This is a genomic window from Salinicola endophyticus, assembly GCF_040536835.1.
In the GTDB taxonomy this organism is placed as follows: Bacteria; Pseudomonadota; Gammaproteobacteria; order Pseudomonadales; family Halomonadaceae; genus Salinicola; species Salinicola endophyticus_A.
Genome location: NZ_CP159578.1, coordinates 3,944,717 through 3,958,555 on the forward strand (window position 1 = coordinate 3,944,717; position 13,839 = coordinate 3,958,555).

A 13,839-nucleotide genomic window follows, 5' to 3' on the forward strand; every position below is an offset into this window, starting at 1 on the left:
CATCAGCGCGTCTAACGCCCTTCATCGACACAGGAGTGAACACATGTCCCTCATCGACAAGGCTGGCACCTACACACTCGGCAACCGTCAGGTCAAACGACTCGGTTACGGGGCGATGCAGCTCGCCGGCCCCGGGGTGTTCGGTCCGCCCAAGGACCCGGCGCGGGCGTTGCAGGTGCTCAATGAGGCCATCGCCGCCGGCATCGACCACATCGACACGTCGGACTTCTACGGTCCGCACATCACCAATCAGCTCATCAAGCAGGCGTTGCACCCCTATCCGAGTGATCTCTGCCTCGTCACCAAGGTCAGCGCTCGGCGCGATGAAACCGGCGCCTGGCTGCCCGCGCTCTCGCCCGCCGAGCTGACCCAGGCGGTGGAAGACAACCTGCGCAATCTGGGGCTGGAGCAACTGGAAGTCGTCAACCTGCGCAGCATGCTGGACGCGCATGGGCCGGCGGAGGGCTCGCTGGAAGCGCCGCTGACGACACTGGCAGAACTCCGCGAACGGGGCCTGATCAAGCATATCGGTCTGAGTAACGTCACGCCGACCCAGGTAGCCGACGGCCAGAAGATCGTGCCCATCGTCTGCGTGCAGAACCAGTTCAATCTGGCCAACCGCGCCGACGATGCGCTGATCGACCGGCTGGCCGCGGACGCAATTCCCTATGTGCCGTTCTTCCCGCTGGGCGGCTTCACGCCGCTGCAGTCGGAAACGCTCTCCGCCGTGGCGCAGACACTCGGCGCCACCCCGATGCAGGTAGCGCTGGCGTGGCTACTCAAGCGCTCACCCAACATCCTGCTGATCCCCGGCACCTCGTCTCCCGAGCATCTGCAGCAGAATATCCAGGCAGCAGCGCTGGAGATCCCCGCAGCGCAGATGGCACTACTGGACCGCATCGGCGACTGATTCACCGGTTGATCAGCGCGCTATCCCCCTGCGGCATTGCTCGGCCTGCGGCGTTGCGCGGCAGACAAAGAGTGTACCCATCGGCCGGAATGATATGTTATAAAATAACACTTACAACCGTCGACGAGCACTCATGAACCTCACCGTACCGCCGCTACCGGATGTCGCCGCTGGGCGCGAACCGGAACCGTCCCAGGACACGCCATACCGAGCCCTGCAAAGGGTCGGCATGCAGGGCATCGCCACCCGGCTGCACTGGGCCGACGGCGAGCGGCTGGCGGCGACGGCCGACGTCAGCGTCGACCTGGCCGCCGGTCAGCGCGGTATCCATATGTCGCGCCTCTATCGCCTGCTCGACCGTCTGGACGAATCGCCGGTGACACCGGCGCGGCTGAACGCCCTGGGCCACGCCCTGCTGGATAGCCAGGACGACACCAGCCAGCGCCTCTCTCTGACCTTGCGCTTCGCCCTGCCGCTGCGCCGCCGTGCCCTGCTCAGCGACGCCAGCGGCTGGCGCCACTATCCCCTCACGCTGGCCCTCGACGGCAGCCGCGAGGGCCTGAGCCAGACCCTGACCCTCGAACTCGACTACTCATCCACCTGCCCCTGCTCGACCGCGCTGGCCCGCCACGCCATGGCCCGCGACTGGCGCCACTGGGCCGATGAGCAGAACACCGCAAACCTCGACGCCGAGGCAGTGGCCGAGTGGATCGAGCACGGCGGCAGCTTCCCCACGCCCCACAGTCAGCGCAGCCGGGCGGTGATCGCGCTGCGTCTGAGCGCGGATGCCGCCTACGACCCGGCGACGCGCATCGACGCCTTCGAAGAGACCCTGCAGACACCGGTGCAGACGCTGGTCAAGCGACTCGACGAGCAGGCCTTCGCCGAACGCAACGGGGTCAACCTGATGTTCTGCGAAGACGCCGCGCGGCGGCTGGCGGCAGCCTGCGAGGCGCAGTCCGGCGTCGCCGGCTACCGTATCGATATCACTCACGCCGAGAGCCTGCACGCCCACGACGCCGTGGCCCGGGCCGAACGCGACTTCGAGGTGCGCTGAGCCGCGCCGCCCGCGTCCATTCGTCGAAGCTAGCCGATGGTCTGACGGTCGCCGCCGCGCCACGCCCATAGAGTATGAGCAGACACAGCGGCTGCACGCCGCCAGTGCCACCGGCCGGCGCCCTGACGCAAACTCCGGGCGGCCGCGAACCAGCGCTCAGTGGGGGTGTTCATGAGTCGTTATCAGGACGAGTACCGGGCCTCGCTCGACGACCCGGAAGCCTTCTGGATGCGCCAGGCCCGGCGCATTCCCTGGTGCACCCCGCCGAGCCGTGCCCTCGAGCTCGATGCCGCCGGCCATGCGCGCTGGTTCGGCGACGGCGAGCTCAACCTGTGTCACGCCGCTCTCGATCATCATATCGATCAGGGCCACGGCGAGCGCATCGCGCTCTACTGGGATTCACCGCTCAGCGGCCAGCAGCGCCGCTACACCTACCGGGAGCTGCGCGACGCCACCGCCCGCTGCGCCGGTGCCCTGCGCGAGCTGGGCGTGAACCGTGGCGAGCGCGTGGTGATCTACATGCCGATGGTGCCGGAGGCGCTGATCGCGATGCTCGCCTGCGCGCGTCTCGGCGCCATCCACTCGGTGGTGTTCGGCGGCTTCGCCGCGCGCGAACTGGCAGCGCGCATCGAGGACGCCAAGCCCAAGGTGGTGGTGGCTGCCTCGTGTGGGCTCGAACCTGGCCGCGTGGTGCCCTATCAGCCGATCGTGCGCGAGGCGCTGTCGCGCAGCGCGCATGCGGTGGCCCACTGCGTCTATCTGCAGCGCGACGCGTGCCACGCCGAATTCGGCGCCGGCGAGAGCGATTGGGAGACGCTCATGGCCGCGGCCGAGCCCGCCGCCTGCGTTGCGGTCAAGGCCACCGAGGCGCTCTATATCCTCTACACCTCCGGCACCACCGGCCGCCCCAAGGGCGTGGTACGCGATACCGGCGGCTACGCCGTGGCGCTGCACTACTCGATGGAGGCGATCTACGACATCGCCCCGGGGGAGGTGTTCTTCTCCGCCTCCGACGTGGGCTGGGTGGTGGGCCACTCCTACATCGTCTACGGCCCGCTGCTGCGCGGCGCCAGCACGGTGATCTACGAGGGCAAGCCGGTGCGCACCCCGGACGCCGGCGCCTTCTGGCGGGTGATCGATGCGTACCGGGTGAAGAGCTTCTTCACCGCGCCGACCGCCTTCCGCGCGATCAAGAAGGAGGACCCCGAGGCGCGGCTGAAGGAGGGCTACGATCTCTCCAGCCTGCGCTCGCTGTTCCTGGCCGGGGAGCGCCTCGATCCGCCCACCTACCACTGGCTCAAGGCGCATTTCGACGTGCCCGTCGTCGACCACTGGTGGCAGACCGAGACCGGTTGGGCGATCGCCGCCGATCCGCTGGGGCTCGACCCCGTCCCCACCCGGGCCGGCTCGGCCACCTTCCCGGTGCCGGGCTACGACGTGCGCATCCTCGACCGCCACGGCGAGGAAGTGGGTGCGCTGACCGAAGGTAGCGTGGTGATCAAGCAGCCGCTGCCGCCGGGCTGCCTGGCCGGTATCTGGGGTGACCCCGAGCGCCTGCACAGCGCCTATCTGGCCACCTACCCCGGCTACTACCTGACCGGCGACGGCGGCTATATCGACGACGAGGGCTACCTGTTCGTGATGGGACGCACCGACGACGTAATCAACGTCGCCGGCCACCGGCTCTCCACCGGCGAGATGGAGGAGGTACTGGGGTCGCACCCCGCGGTGGCCGAGTGCGCGGTGATCGGCGCCCAGGACGCACTCAAGGGTCAGCAGCCGGTGGGGCTGGTGATCCCCAAGGATGGCTTCGACGGCGACGAGACGCGGCTGACCGAGGAGCTGATCGCGCTGGTGCGCGAACGGATCGGCCCGGTGGCGAGCTTCAAGCAGGTACGGGTGGTGGCGCGGCTGCCCAAGACCCGCTCGGGCAAGATCCTGCGCCGCGCCCTGCGCCAGATCGCCGATGGCGAGCGCTTCGACGTACCCGCCACCATCGACGACCCGACCAGCCTGGAGGATGCCCGCGAGGCGATCGCCAGCCTGCGTGAAGAGGCCCCCAAGGAGGCGGACGACAACCGCTGAACGGGCGATACCAAGCACCTAGCTCGGTGTGCCCACCCGTGAGTTGCATCGCCCGACGTGACCTGCACTATCGCCAAAAACCCTGGCCAAATAGCCCTGACCAGATAGCCCTGGCCGAACAGTCCTAGCCAAATAGCCCCTTGAGGGTATGCGGCTGGCTGCGGAGATACTGCTTGGGTGCGTGCACGCTGGCCCCCAGCTTGGCCGCGGCGTGCCACGGCCAGCGCGGATCGAAGAGCATGCCGCGGGCCAGCGCCACGGCGTCGGCGTCGCCGCTGAAGACGATCCCCTCGGCCTGCTCCGGTTCGGTGATCAGGCCGACCGCGATCACCGGCATGGCGACTTCCTGCTTCATGCGCCGGGCGAACGGCACCTGGTAGCTGGGGCCGACATCGAGCGTCTGGCGCGGGTCGAGCCCGCCGCCGGAGCAGTCGATGAAGCTGCAGCCGCGGACGTCCAGCGCCTGGGCCAGGGCCACGCTCTGCTCCAGATCCCAGCCGCCTTCGACCCAGTCGCTGCCGGAAATACGAATGCCCACCGGCTTCTCCGCCGGGAACACCTCACGCACCGCCTCGAAGATCTCGAGTATCAGGCGCATGCGATTCTCCAGGCTGCCGCCGTAGGCGTCCTCGCGCTGGTTGGAGAGCGGCGACAGGAACTGGTGCAGCAGATAGCCGTGGGCCGCGTGCAGCTCGATCAGATCGAAGCCCAGGCGCTCAGCACGCTGCGCCGCGGCGACGAAATCCGCCTTGAGCGTGTCGATATCGTCGAGCGTCATCGCCTGCGGCGGGCGCTGATCGTCCTGATAGGGCATGGCAGAGGGCGCCAGGGTCTCCCAGCCACCGTCTTCGAGCCCCAGCTGCGCACCGCCCTCCCAGGGGGCCTGGCAGGAGGCCTTGCGCCCGGCGTGGCCGAGCTGAATGCCGATGGGCATCGGCGAATGAGCGCGTACCGACGCAAGCGTACGCGCCATCGCCTGCTCGTTGGCGTCGGAGTAGAGCCCCACGTCCCCCGGGGTGATACGCCCTGCCGCGGCCACCGCCGAGGCTTCGATGATCAGCAGGCCGGCGCCGGAGAGCGCCAGCTGGCCCAGGTGGATCGTATGCCAATCGGTCATGCTCCCCTCGTCGTCGGCCGAGTACTGGCACATCGGCGAGATCACGATACGGTTGGGAAGGGTCAGCCCGCCGAGTGCCAACGGGGAAAAGAGTTGCGGAGATGCCATCGGATCGCGGCTCCTGTCGCGGAATGGAATGGCACAAAATGTAGCTGGCTAATAATTGCAGCGCAATGTCGCCAACGTAAGATGCTTTCCATACACCGCCACGAGTAGCACCTGGTACGGCACGCACCGCACCGCTCAAGCGATGGCGCATCGGCCGGCTGGTTCTAGTCATGTGGAGCCCCCCGCCGTCGGCGTCACGCAGTCGGAGCAGCGCCAACCCCGCCGACACCAACAGCGCCATCGTCGTGGCATAACAGATCAACGGCCATGCCGTATCTCCGTTCAACAGGGTGACTGACAGCGTGCCCGCGAGACTGACGATCAGACTCTGGATACAGAAGTAAATCGCGACTGCCGTTCCCGCGATCTCGTCAAACGCCTCGAGTGCGCCGTTGGCGGTCACGGATACCGTGCAGACGATCCCGATCGCCATTACCCACATGGGCACGATAAGCGTGAAGAACGAGGGTCCCCAATAGAGTTCCCCCCCACCCAGCAACAGTGAACCGCATACCAGCACACCCATTCCGCGTAATACGCAACCTGCATTTCCCCATTTGGTGGCGCAGGACCGGACGCATCGCGTGGTCAAGACCATGACGAGTGCAACACTCGAAAAGGCTAGACTGAATTCGATCCCCGAATAGCCAGCGCGGCCCATCAGCATACGTGGAGCCGTCGAAAAGAAGACGAAGAAGGTCCCCATCCCGGCGCTGAAACCGAGCGTGTAAACCCAGAAATCCAGACTCGAGAGAATCGAGGACAGCGACCAGGATGTCTCGCCCCCCGGCTCCGGGCGTGTCTCGTGCCATCGCATGCCGGCATGCAACAGAGTGAACAGTGCCAGCACGGCCAATAGCACGAATATCATCCGCCATCCCAGAAAGTGGTCGACAAGTGCCCCCACGATGGGCCCGAGCGCGGGAACGAAGGCCAGTACTGCGCTCAATAGCCCATAGATGACGGTACCTTCGGGGCGCCTCGCGTACACATCGCGAATCGTCGCGAATGTCGCTACCAGCATTGCCGAGGCGCCGAACGCCTGCAGCAGACGGAAGGTGACGAAGGGAGCCGCCGTGTCTGACACCGCAGCCCCCAGGGAGGCCATGGCGAAGATAGCGCCCCCGGTCAGCAGAACTGGCCGCCGCCCAAGACGATCCGATATCGGCCCGAAAATCACTTGCCCCACACCGAGCATCGCCATGTAAAGGCTCAGTGTCAGTTGGATCACGTCAGGCGTCGTATCCAGCAGGCCCGGCATCGCCGGAACGACCGGAAGATAAATATCCATCGCCAGAGAGGCGAGAATGTCGAAAGGTGCCATCAGCAGCAAGGCTGCCAGTAGCGTGTGCCGCCAAGCAGAGGAAAGTTGAGTCATGACGAATCACCGCTCGATCGAGAATATCGGGCGGCATCTGCTCGTCATCCGTCAGGCAGGATCGATCTCGCAGAGTGCCGCAACAACTACAGGTGCTGTTGCGGCTCAATGCTCTGCGGTAATGCTGGCTCCCATCGTCTTTCCTTGTGCAAGCCGTTACCAAGACACGGTTCGAGCCTATGTGATCCGTCCAGCCGCAGCAATATCTGGCCTTGTGACGGCCGCTAGCAGAGACGCAGCATATCCCCCCTATAGAGAGCGCATGCCATCTGCCCCCGGGTGACACAAAAAACCCCGGCCATGGGGCCGGGGAAGACTCTGGTGGAGACCAGACCACAGAGAGGAGCTGGGCGCGTCGCTCAGGCGGCGACACCCCAGTCGGGAAAGGGGTCGGGCAGGCTTTTCCAGTACGCCTTGCCGCGGGCCAGTTCGTCGTCATCGAGCAGGCAGGCTTCCAGGCGGCGGCGGATACCCGCCACGTCGAGCCCCTGGCCGATGAACACCAGCTCCTGGCGCATGTCGCCGAACGGCTCTTCCCACTTCTCCCGGATCGAGGCGAGGTATTCCGGGTCCTGGGGCCAGCGCGACTCGGGCACCGCGCGCCAGAACAGGCCGGCGAAGCCGTGGTGGGCAATGCCGCCGGCCTGGCTCCACTGACCGGCGAACTCGGGGCGGCTGGCGAGCCAGAAGAAGCCCTTGGAGCGCAGCAGGCGGCCATCGCCCCAGTCACCGTGCAGCAGCTCGAAGAAGCGCTGCGGGTGGAACGGGCGGCGCGCTTCGAAGCTGAAGCTGCTGATGCCGTACTCCTCGGTCTCGGGGAGATGCTCGCCGCGCAGCTCCTTGAGCCAGCCGGGGGCGAGCTGGGCCTTCTCGAAACTGAAGCGGCCGGTATCGAGCACCCGATCCAGGGCGATCTGGCCATGATGGATGGCATGAATCTCGGCATCCGGATTGAGGGTTCTGATCACCGCCTCGACTTCGGCGAGCTGGGCGGCGTCGATCAGATCGCTCTTGGAGATCAGCAGCACGTCGCAGAACTCGATCTGGTCGACCAGCAGATCAGCGACGTTGCGCTCGTCCTCCTCGCCCAGGCTCTCACCGGCCTCGGCCAGCGATTTGGCCTCGTAGTACTGGGTCAGGAAGTTGGCGCCGTCGACCACCGTGACCAGGGTATCCAGGCGTGCCACCTGCGACAGGCTGCGGCCCTGCTCATCCTCGAAGGTGAAGGTCTCGGCCACCGGCAGCGGTTCGGAGATGCCGGTGGATTCGATCACCAGGTAGTCGAAGCGACCCTCGTCGGCGAGGCGGTTCACCTCGATCAGCAGGTCTTCACGCAGGGTGCAGCAGATGCAGCCGTTGCTCATCTCGACCAGCTTCTCTTCGGCGCGATTGAGATCGACTTCACGCTCGATCAGGGCGGCATCGATATTGATCTCGCTCATGTCGTTGACGATCACCGCGATACGCCGGCCATCACGATTGTTGAGCAGATGGTTGAGCAGCGTGGTCTTGCCGGCGCCGAGAAAGCCGGAGAGCACGGTAACGGGAAGCGGCGGCGCGGGGCGGCGCGAGCCGGCCGGTAGGGTGTCACTCATGATGGTTTCCTCACTGCATCGGTCGTTGCCAGGGCGCGGCGGCAGGACGGTATCGGCCCAAGCCACTCTGCCCGAGTCACGCCATTATGTTATAACATAACAATAAATAGACCAAGCGTAAAACCGATCGCCGCACGGCGAAATGCGTCGTACCGCCGGAATAGCATGAGATCGAGCCTGGCTGCGGCTCTGATCACGGGGCCGAAAAAAGGGGCCGCTCAGGGCGCCCCCTCTCTTGCGCTCACTCGCCCTGGGGGCGCAGCCGCTTGAGCCAGCGCTGACGGGCGTACTTGCGCAGGTTACGCACGTTGTCGGTCTCGTCGACGATGTCCTGGCCCAGGATCGTCTCGAGCACGTCCTCGAGGGTGATCAGCCCCACCCAGCTGCCGTGGTCGTCGTAGACCACCCGGATGTGGTTGTGGTCGTTGAGCATGGCGGTGAAGACATGCTCGACGCTGTCGCTCTCGTCGACCATCGCGATCGGGTGCATCAGCGCCTTGAGCCGCTGTTCGTCCTCGGCGTGGTAGGTGTCGGCCTTGTGCACGTAACCCAGCGCCTGCTCGGCGCCATCCATGACCGGGAAGCGGGTGAACTGGGTCTTGCCGTAGTCGCGGTCGAACTCCGCCACGGTCATGTCCGGCACCACCGTCATGCATACGGTGCGCGGGGTCATCACCCGCTTCAGCGGAATCTCGTGGAGGTTGAGAATATTGGTGATGGTGCGCGCCTCGTCGGCGTCCAGCGCCTTGCCTTCGAGACCGATCCTGGCCAGCGCCTTGATCTCCCCGCGCATGTCGATATCGCCCTCGTTCTTGGCGATGCGGTTGGTGATCATCTCCGACAGCCAGATGAACGGCAGCAGCAGCCACACCATGAACTTGAGTATGCGCGGCAGCATCGGCGCCAGCGTGCGCCAGTAGGTGGCGCCGATGGTCTTGGGGATGATCTCGGAAAACACCAGGATGCCCAGGGTCATCAGCGCCGAGGCGATGGCCACGTGGGCGTCACCGAACACCACCGCCACCTGGGCGCCGACCCCGGTCGCCCCGACCGTATGGGCAATGGTATTGAGCGTCAGGATCGCCGCCAGCGGGCGGTCGATATTGGACTTGAGCGCATTGAGCGAGTCGTGCAGCTTGGGCCGCGTGTCCTGGAGCTGCGCGATATAGCTGGGCGTCAGCGACAGCAGCGCGGCTTCGAGAATCGAGCACAGAAACGAGAAGCCGATGGAGAGAACGACGAAAGCCGTCAGCAGGAGCATGGGGGTTCGCTATGTGACCAGTGAGCACTCTTTATCGGGACTCGGCCGGGCCGTGTCAAGGCGACCGGAAGTCGCCGCCGCCGAGCGCACGGCGGCGGCGCACGGTCACGCTCAGTGGCCGAATTTCTCGTTTTCGCCCATATCGGGCTTGTGGTCCTTCTTCACGTTGGCCTTGGCGATCTCGTAGAGCTGGAAAGCCTTGCTCTCGCGCGCCTGCCAGTGCTCGCCGAAGTCGATATCGATCTCCAGCATGGCGATATCGTCGTCTTCGCGACCGCCCTCGAACCAGGCCGCCACGAACGGGTTCCAGTACTTGTCAATCAGCTCGGCATCGTCGCGCAGGCGCGCCTTGCCCGACATCGACACATAGACCCCGTGCTTCTGATCGGAGAAGGTGATGCAGACGTCGCGGTCGCTCTGCGCTTCGAACGCCTTCTCGGCGCTGCGCCGGGTGTAGAACCAGAGCGTGCCGTCGTAGGCATCCTGGACCAGATGCATGGGTCGGGCGCGGGGTGCGCCGTCGTCGAGGGTCACCAGCATGCCGACCTTGATATCGTCGATCAGCTGCCAGATCTTCTGCTTGTGTTCGGGGCTGGACATCCTTGCCTCCTGTCACCGTGGGGGTCCGCAAGCGAACCGGACAACACGCCATCCGGGCGTGGCCGCCGAAGGTTCGGCGGCTCCTTGAGCCTAGTTGCGCGGCGCCGGCTAAGCAAAGTCCACCGTACCCTCGGGCTGAGCCCCTCCGCGGCGGGGGCTATACTCAAGCCATCGTGTTTGCCGCACCGCCGCCTGGCGCCCGCAATCAGGCCACGCATCGACCTCGGAGCCCGCCCACGCCATGACCGACCCGCAGCCCCCCAGCGCCGCGCTGTCTCTTACTCCCCGCCCCTTCTCGCTCGACCACGCCGAGCTGGGCCAGGCCCTGGCGGCGAGTGCCAACCTGCTGATCATCCAGGATCTCGATGGCGTCTGCATGGGGCTGGTCGACGACCCGCTGACCCGGCAGCTGCCGCGCCGCTACCTTGAGGCCGCCGGCGAGCTGGCGGGGCACTTCTTCGTGCTCACCAACGGCGAACACGTCGGCGCCCGCGGCGTCAACGCGCTGGTGGAGGCGAACTTCGACGACCCCGCCGAGGCGCGCCGTCGCGGTTGCTACCTGCCCGGGCTGGCCGCCGGCGGGGTCCAGTGGCAGGACCGTTTCGGGCGCGTGTCGCACCCCGGCGTCAGCGCCGCAGAGCTCGACTTTCTGGCCAGCTTTCCGGTCGCGGCCGAAACCTTTCTCGATCACTGCCTGGCTCGTCCGCCCTTCGCCCTGGACGCCGCGACGCGTGCCCCTCTGATCGCCGCGGCCGTGCTCGACAACCTCGCCTCGCCGACGCTCAACCTCAATGTCTTCCGCCGCCACTGGCAGGCAACGCCCGAGCCCTACTGGCGGCTGCAGGAGGCGGTGGTGGACTTCATGCAGGCGCGTCTGGCAGCGGCCGCGGCGGCAGGGCTCGAGGACGCCTTCTTCATCCACTACGCGCCCAACGCCGGGCGCGACGACTCAGGCCAGGAGCGCCCGCGCCTGGGTACCGCGGAAGGCACCACGGACTTCCAGCTAATGCTGCGGGGGGCGGTCAAGGAGAGCGGCGTGCTGGCGATCCTCAATCGCTACTACCAGGCACGTACCGGAGTGGCGCCGCTGGGGGAGACGTTCGACGCACGCCAGGCCCCGCGCGAGCCGAAGGCGCTGCTGGCGCTGGCGCGTGAGCACTTCGATCCGGCGCTGATGCCGATGATCGTCGGGGTCGGTGACACGCTCACTTCGGTCAGCACCAGCGAGGACGACACCCCACAGCGGGGCGGCAGCGATCGGGGTTTCCTGACCCTGGTGCAGCAGCTGGGGCACGCCTTCGCGCGCCCCAACCGGGTGCTGTTCGTCGACAGCAGCGGTGGCGAGGTGGCACGTGCCCGGGTCGACGCCGAGCGGCTGGCGCGTCACGCCAGGGACCCCGGCGTCTCGCCGTGGCCGGCGCTGGCCGGCATCAGCGATCCCGACGACCCGCTACGCCTCGATGTGATCTTTGCCGGTGGCCATATCGAGTACGTCGATTTCTTCTGCGAGCTGGCCCGGCAGCGCCGGGCCAGGCCCCCCCAGCCCGACTGATCGGCCGCACCATCGATCCCGCGATCCAGGTCTAGTGATTCAGGTCTAGCGACCCAGGGCCGGGCGCCTGTTACCACCGGTGTCATCCAGAGTGAACGCCCCCACCGTCTCGGCCAGGCGCTGCGACTCCTGCTGCAACGCGGCGGCGGCGGTGGCGGTCTGCTGCACCATGGTGGCGTTCTGCTGGGTCACGCTGTCGAGCTCGGCCACCGCCAGATTGACCTGACCGATGCCTTGGCTCTGTTCGCCGGTGGCCGCAGTGATCTCGCCCAGCACGCCGTTGACCCGCGCGATACTGGCGACGATCTCGTCCATCGCCGCGCCGGCGTCGCGCACCCGCTGGGCGCCGGTCTGGGTGCGATCGGCGGAGGCGTCGATCAGCGTCTTGATCTGACGCGCCGCGTCTGCGCTGCGACTGGCGAGGTTGCGCACTTCCTGCGCCACCACCGCGAAGCCACGGCCGTTCTCGCCGGCACGCGCCGCCTCGACCGAGGCGTTGAGCGCCAGCAGGTTGGTCTGGAAGGCGATGCTGTCCATGGTGGTCACGATCTCGGCGATCTGACGCGACGAGGCCTCGATCTCGTCCATGGTCTGGACCACGCTGGAGACCACCTCGCCGCCGCGCTGGGCCGCCTCGGTAGCCGACACGGCCAGCTTGTCGACCTCGCGTGCCGAGTGCGCGGTATGCTCCACGGTGCCGGTGATCTGCTCGATCGAAGCCGAGGTCTGCTGCAGGCTCGCCGCCATCGAGTCGGTGCGCCGCGAGAGATCCTCGCTGCCGCTGGCGATCTCCAGCGAGGCGTGCTTGACCGAGTCGCTGCTGTCGCGCACCTCGATCATCACCTGCTGCATCTTCTCGGCGAAGGCGTTGAACTGGATCGCCAGCTCGGCGCTCTCGTTGCGCCCGCGCACCGGCAGCCGCTGGGTCAGGTCGCCGTCGCCGGAGGCGATCTCGCGCATGCGCAGCGCCAGTCGCTTGAGCGGCCGCGACAGGCTGCCGCCGAGCAGCCAGCTCACGAGCAGCCCCAGCGCGGCCAGCCCGGCGCCGACCGCAAGCATCGCCAGGGTGTCGCGATGGCGCTGGGCGGCGAGCTGCTGCTGCAGATCGTTGATACCGGCCATGGCCACACTCTCGGGCAGGCGGATCATCAGTATCCAGGGCTTGCCGTCGGCCGGGCCGACATGGAATGGCCACGCCATCTCGATCTGGCCGGCGTTCTCACGCAGCGTCGGCTGCCCCTGGCGCGCCTGGTCGAGCAGCGCATTGACACTGGCATCGAACACCTCTCCGGCTGGCTTGCCCACGGCCTCGGGGGCTTTGGTATAGGCGGTGATCCCACCGCGCGGGGCGATCAGCGTCCAGTCGCCGGCGCCGTCGTAGAGAGCCTGGCTGTTCTGCTTCAGCAGGCCCTGGATGAAGTCGACCGAGAAGTCGACGCCGGCGCTGCCGCGGAACTCGCCGTCGACCAGGATCGGCACGTTGAACGAGGTCACCATCAGCGTCTGGCCGTTGTAGTCGAAGGGGTGCGGGTCGACCACACAGGGTTTCAGGGTCTCTTTCGGACACAGGTAGTACTCGCCCTCACGGATGCCGCCCGGGATCGGCTTTTCACTCTCCATCGAGCTGCCGAGTCCGAGCACCGCGATCTTGCCGTCGGCGGTGCGATACCACCACGGCATGAAGCGCCCATCCTTGCCATAGCCGGCATCCTCGCGGCCCTGATAGTAGGCATCGTTACCGAAGGCGTTGGGCTCCCAGCCGATGAAGGCGTCGAGCAGGTCGGGATTGTCGACCACCGTCTGGCGCACCAGGTTGGAGAGCTCGTCACGGCTCAGCGACAGCCGCCGCCGGCCCTGTTCGTCGACTGCGCCCATCAGTGCATTGGTGTTGGCGAGCGAGCGCGCCAGGGTCAGGGCGTGATCGAGCTTGGCTTGGATGTGCTCGGCCTCGCGCCCGGCCACTGCGCTCAGGCGCTGACGAACACTCGCGGTCACCAGCTCATCGGTGCTCGCATCTACCAGCGCCTGCGAGCGCGTATTGGCGTAGACGGTGTACCCCACCAGCGCCGCGACCACGAAGACGATGCACGCCCCCACCAGCAGCGTGACCAGCGTACGTATGGATTTGAAGTGCATGAGAGAGTCCCCTGGAGAAGGCAGTAGCCCCCGTGGTGCT

The 13,839-nt window shown here is 66.7% G+C and carries 9 protein-coding genes and 1 pseudogene; 4 read left to right on the top strand and 6 right to left on the bottom strand.

Annotation, left to right across the window (positions count from 1 at the left end; genetic code table 11):
- The first annotated feature begins 43 nt into the window (after nucleotides 1-43).
- From ABV408_RS17810 to ABV408_RS17820, 3 genes are all read left to right on the top strand, one after another.
- Nucleotides 44-910 carry an aldo/keto reductase family oxidoreductase gene (locus tag ABV408_RS17810; RefSeq protein ID WP_353980217.1) on the top strand — a complete coding sequence of 289 codons (867 nt, stop codon included), beginning with the start codon at nucleotides 44-46 and terminating at the stop codon, nucleotides 908-910.
- Nucleotides 911-1,043: 133 nt separating this feature from the next.
- On the top strand, nucleotides 1,044-1,967 hold the full coding sequence (gene folE2 / locus ABV408_RS17815; RefSeq protein WP_353980218.1) for a GTP cyclohydrolase FolE2: 924 nt from the start codon (nucleotides 1,044-1,046) through the stop codon (nucleotides 1,965-1,967).
- Nucleotides 1,968-2,138: 171 nt separating this feature from the next.
- The gene (locus tag ABV408_RS17820; protein WP_353980219.1) at nucleotides 2,139-4,052 is read left to right on the top strand and encodes an acetate--CoA ligase; all 1,914 of its coding nucleotides are present in this window, start codon (nucleotides 2,139-2,141) and stop codon (nucleotides 4,050-4,052) included.
- Nucleotides 4,053-4,176: 124 nt separating this feature from the next.
- Here the strand turns inward: ABV408_RS17820 and ABV408_RS17825 are convergent, their stop codons facing one another.
- The 5 genes and pseudogenes from ABV408_RS17825 to ABV408_RS17845 form a co-directional block, all read right to left on the bottom strand.
- Entirely contained in the window at nucleotides 4,177-5,277 is a 1,101-nt protein-coding gene (locus tag ABV408_RS17825; protein ID WP_353980220.1) for an NADH:flavin oxidoreductase/NADH oxidase, read from the bottom strand.
- Nucleotides 5,278-5,467: 190 nt separating this feature from the next.
- Nucleotides 5,468-6,655 (bottom strand): annotated as a pseudogene (cml, locus tag ABV408_RS17830) (CmlA/FloR family chloramphenicol efflux MFS transporter); the annotation flags it as partial.
- 359 nt (nucleotides 6,656-7,014) lie between these two features.
- Complete coding sequence (gene zigA / locus ABV408_RS17835; RefSeq protein ID WP_353980221.1) at nucleotides 7,015-8,250, bottom strand: zinc metallochaperone GTPase ZigA; 1,236 nt, start codon at nucleotides 8,248-8,250, stop codon at nucleotides 7,015-7,017.
- A gap of 241 nt (nucleotides 8,251-8,491) precedes the next feature.
- Nucleotides 8,492-9,511 carry a CNNM domain-containing protein gene (locus ABV408_RS17840; RefSeq protein ID WP_353980222.1) on the bottom strand — a complete coding sequence of 340 codons (1,020 nt, stop codon included), beginning with the start codon at nucleotides 9,509-9,511 and terminating at the stop codon, nucleotides 8,492-8,494.
- Between the two features lie 111 nt (nucleotides 9,512-9,622).
- A complete protein-coding gene (locus tag ABV408_RS17845; protein WP_035475094.1) occupies nucleotides 9,623-10,111 on the bottom strand; it encodes a pyridoxamine 5'-phosphate oxidase family protein in 489 nt (162 codons plus the stop codon).
- 241 nt (nucleotides 10,112-10,352) lie between these two features.
- Between ABV408_RS17845 and stpA the strand changes: the two genes are divergently transcribed.
- A complete protein-coding gene (stpA, locus tag ABV408_RS17850) occupies nucleotides 10,353-11,663 on the top strand; it encodes a glucosylglycerol 3-phosphatase (RefSeq protein ID WP_353980223.1) in 1,311 nt (436 codons plus the stop codon).
- Between the two features lie 45 nt (nucleotides 11,664-11,708).
- Here the strand turns inward: stpA and ABV408_RS17855 are convergent, their stop codons facing one another.
- Complete coding sequence (locus ABV408_RS17855; protein WP_353980224.1) at nucleotides 11,709-13,799, bottom strand: methyl-accepting chemotaxis protein; 2,091 nt, start codon at nucleotides 13,797-13,799, stop codon at nucleotides 11,709-11,711.
- Between the last annotated feature and the right edge of the window lie 40 nt (nucleotides 13,800-13,839).

Excerpts from the sequence above, each read along its gene's own strand:
- ABV408_RS17840 (WP_353980222.1), bottom strand. The coding sequence starts at position 9,511 with ATGCTCCTGCTGACGGCTTTCGTCGTTCTCTCCATCGGCTTCTCGTTT.
- folE2 (WP_353980218.1), top strand. The coding sequence starts at position 1,044 with ATGAACCTCACCGTACCGCCGCTACCGGATGTCGCCGCTGGGCGCGAA.
- ABV408_RS17810 (WP_353980217.1), top strand. The coding sequence starts at position 44 with ATGTCCCTCATCGACAAGGCTGGCACCTACACACTCGGCAACCGTCAG.
- ABV408_RS17825 (WP_353980220.1), bottom strand. The coding sequence starts at position 5,277 with ATGGCATCTCCGCAACTCTTTTCCCCGTTGGCACTCGGCGGGCTGACC.
- zigA (WP_353980221.1), bottom strand. The coding sequence starts at position 8,250 with ATGAGTGACACCCTACCGGCCGGCTCGCGCCGCCCCGCGCCGCCGCTT.
- ABV408_RS17820 (WP_353980219.1), top strand. The coding sequence starts at position 2,139 with ATGAGTCGTTATCAGGACGAGTACCGGGCCTCGCTCGACGACCCGGAA.
- ABV408_RS17855 (WP_353980224.1), bottom strand. The coding sequence starts at position 13,799 with ATGCACTTCAAATCCATACGTACGCTGGTCACGCTGCTGGTGGGGGCG.
- ABV408_RS17845 (WP_035475094.1), bottom strand. The coding sequence starts at position 10,111 with ATGTCCAGCCCCGAACACAAGCAGAAGATCTGGCAGCTGATCGACGAT.
- stpA (WP_353980223.1), top strand. The coding sequence starts at position 10,353 with ATGACCGACCCGCAGCCCCCCAGCGCCGCGCTGTCTCTTACTCCCCGC.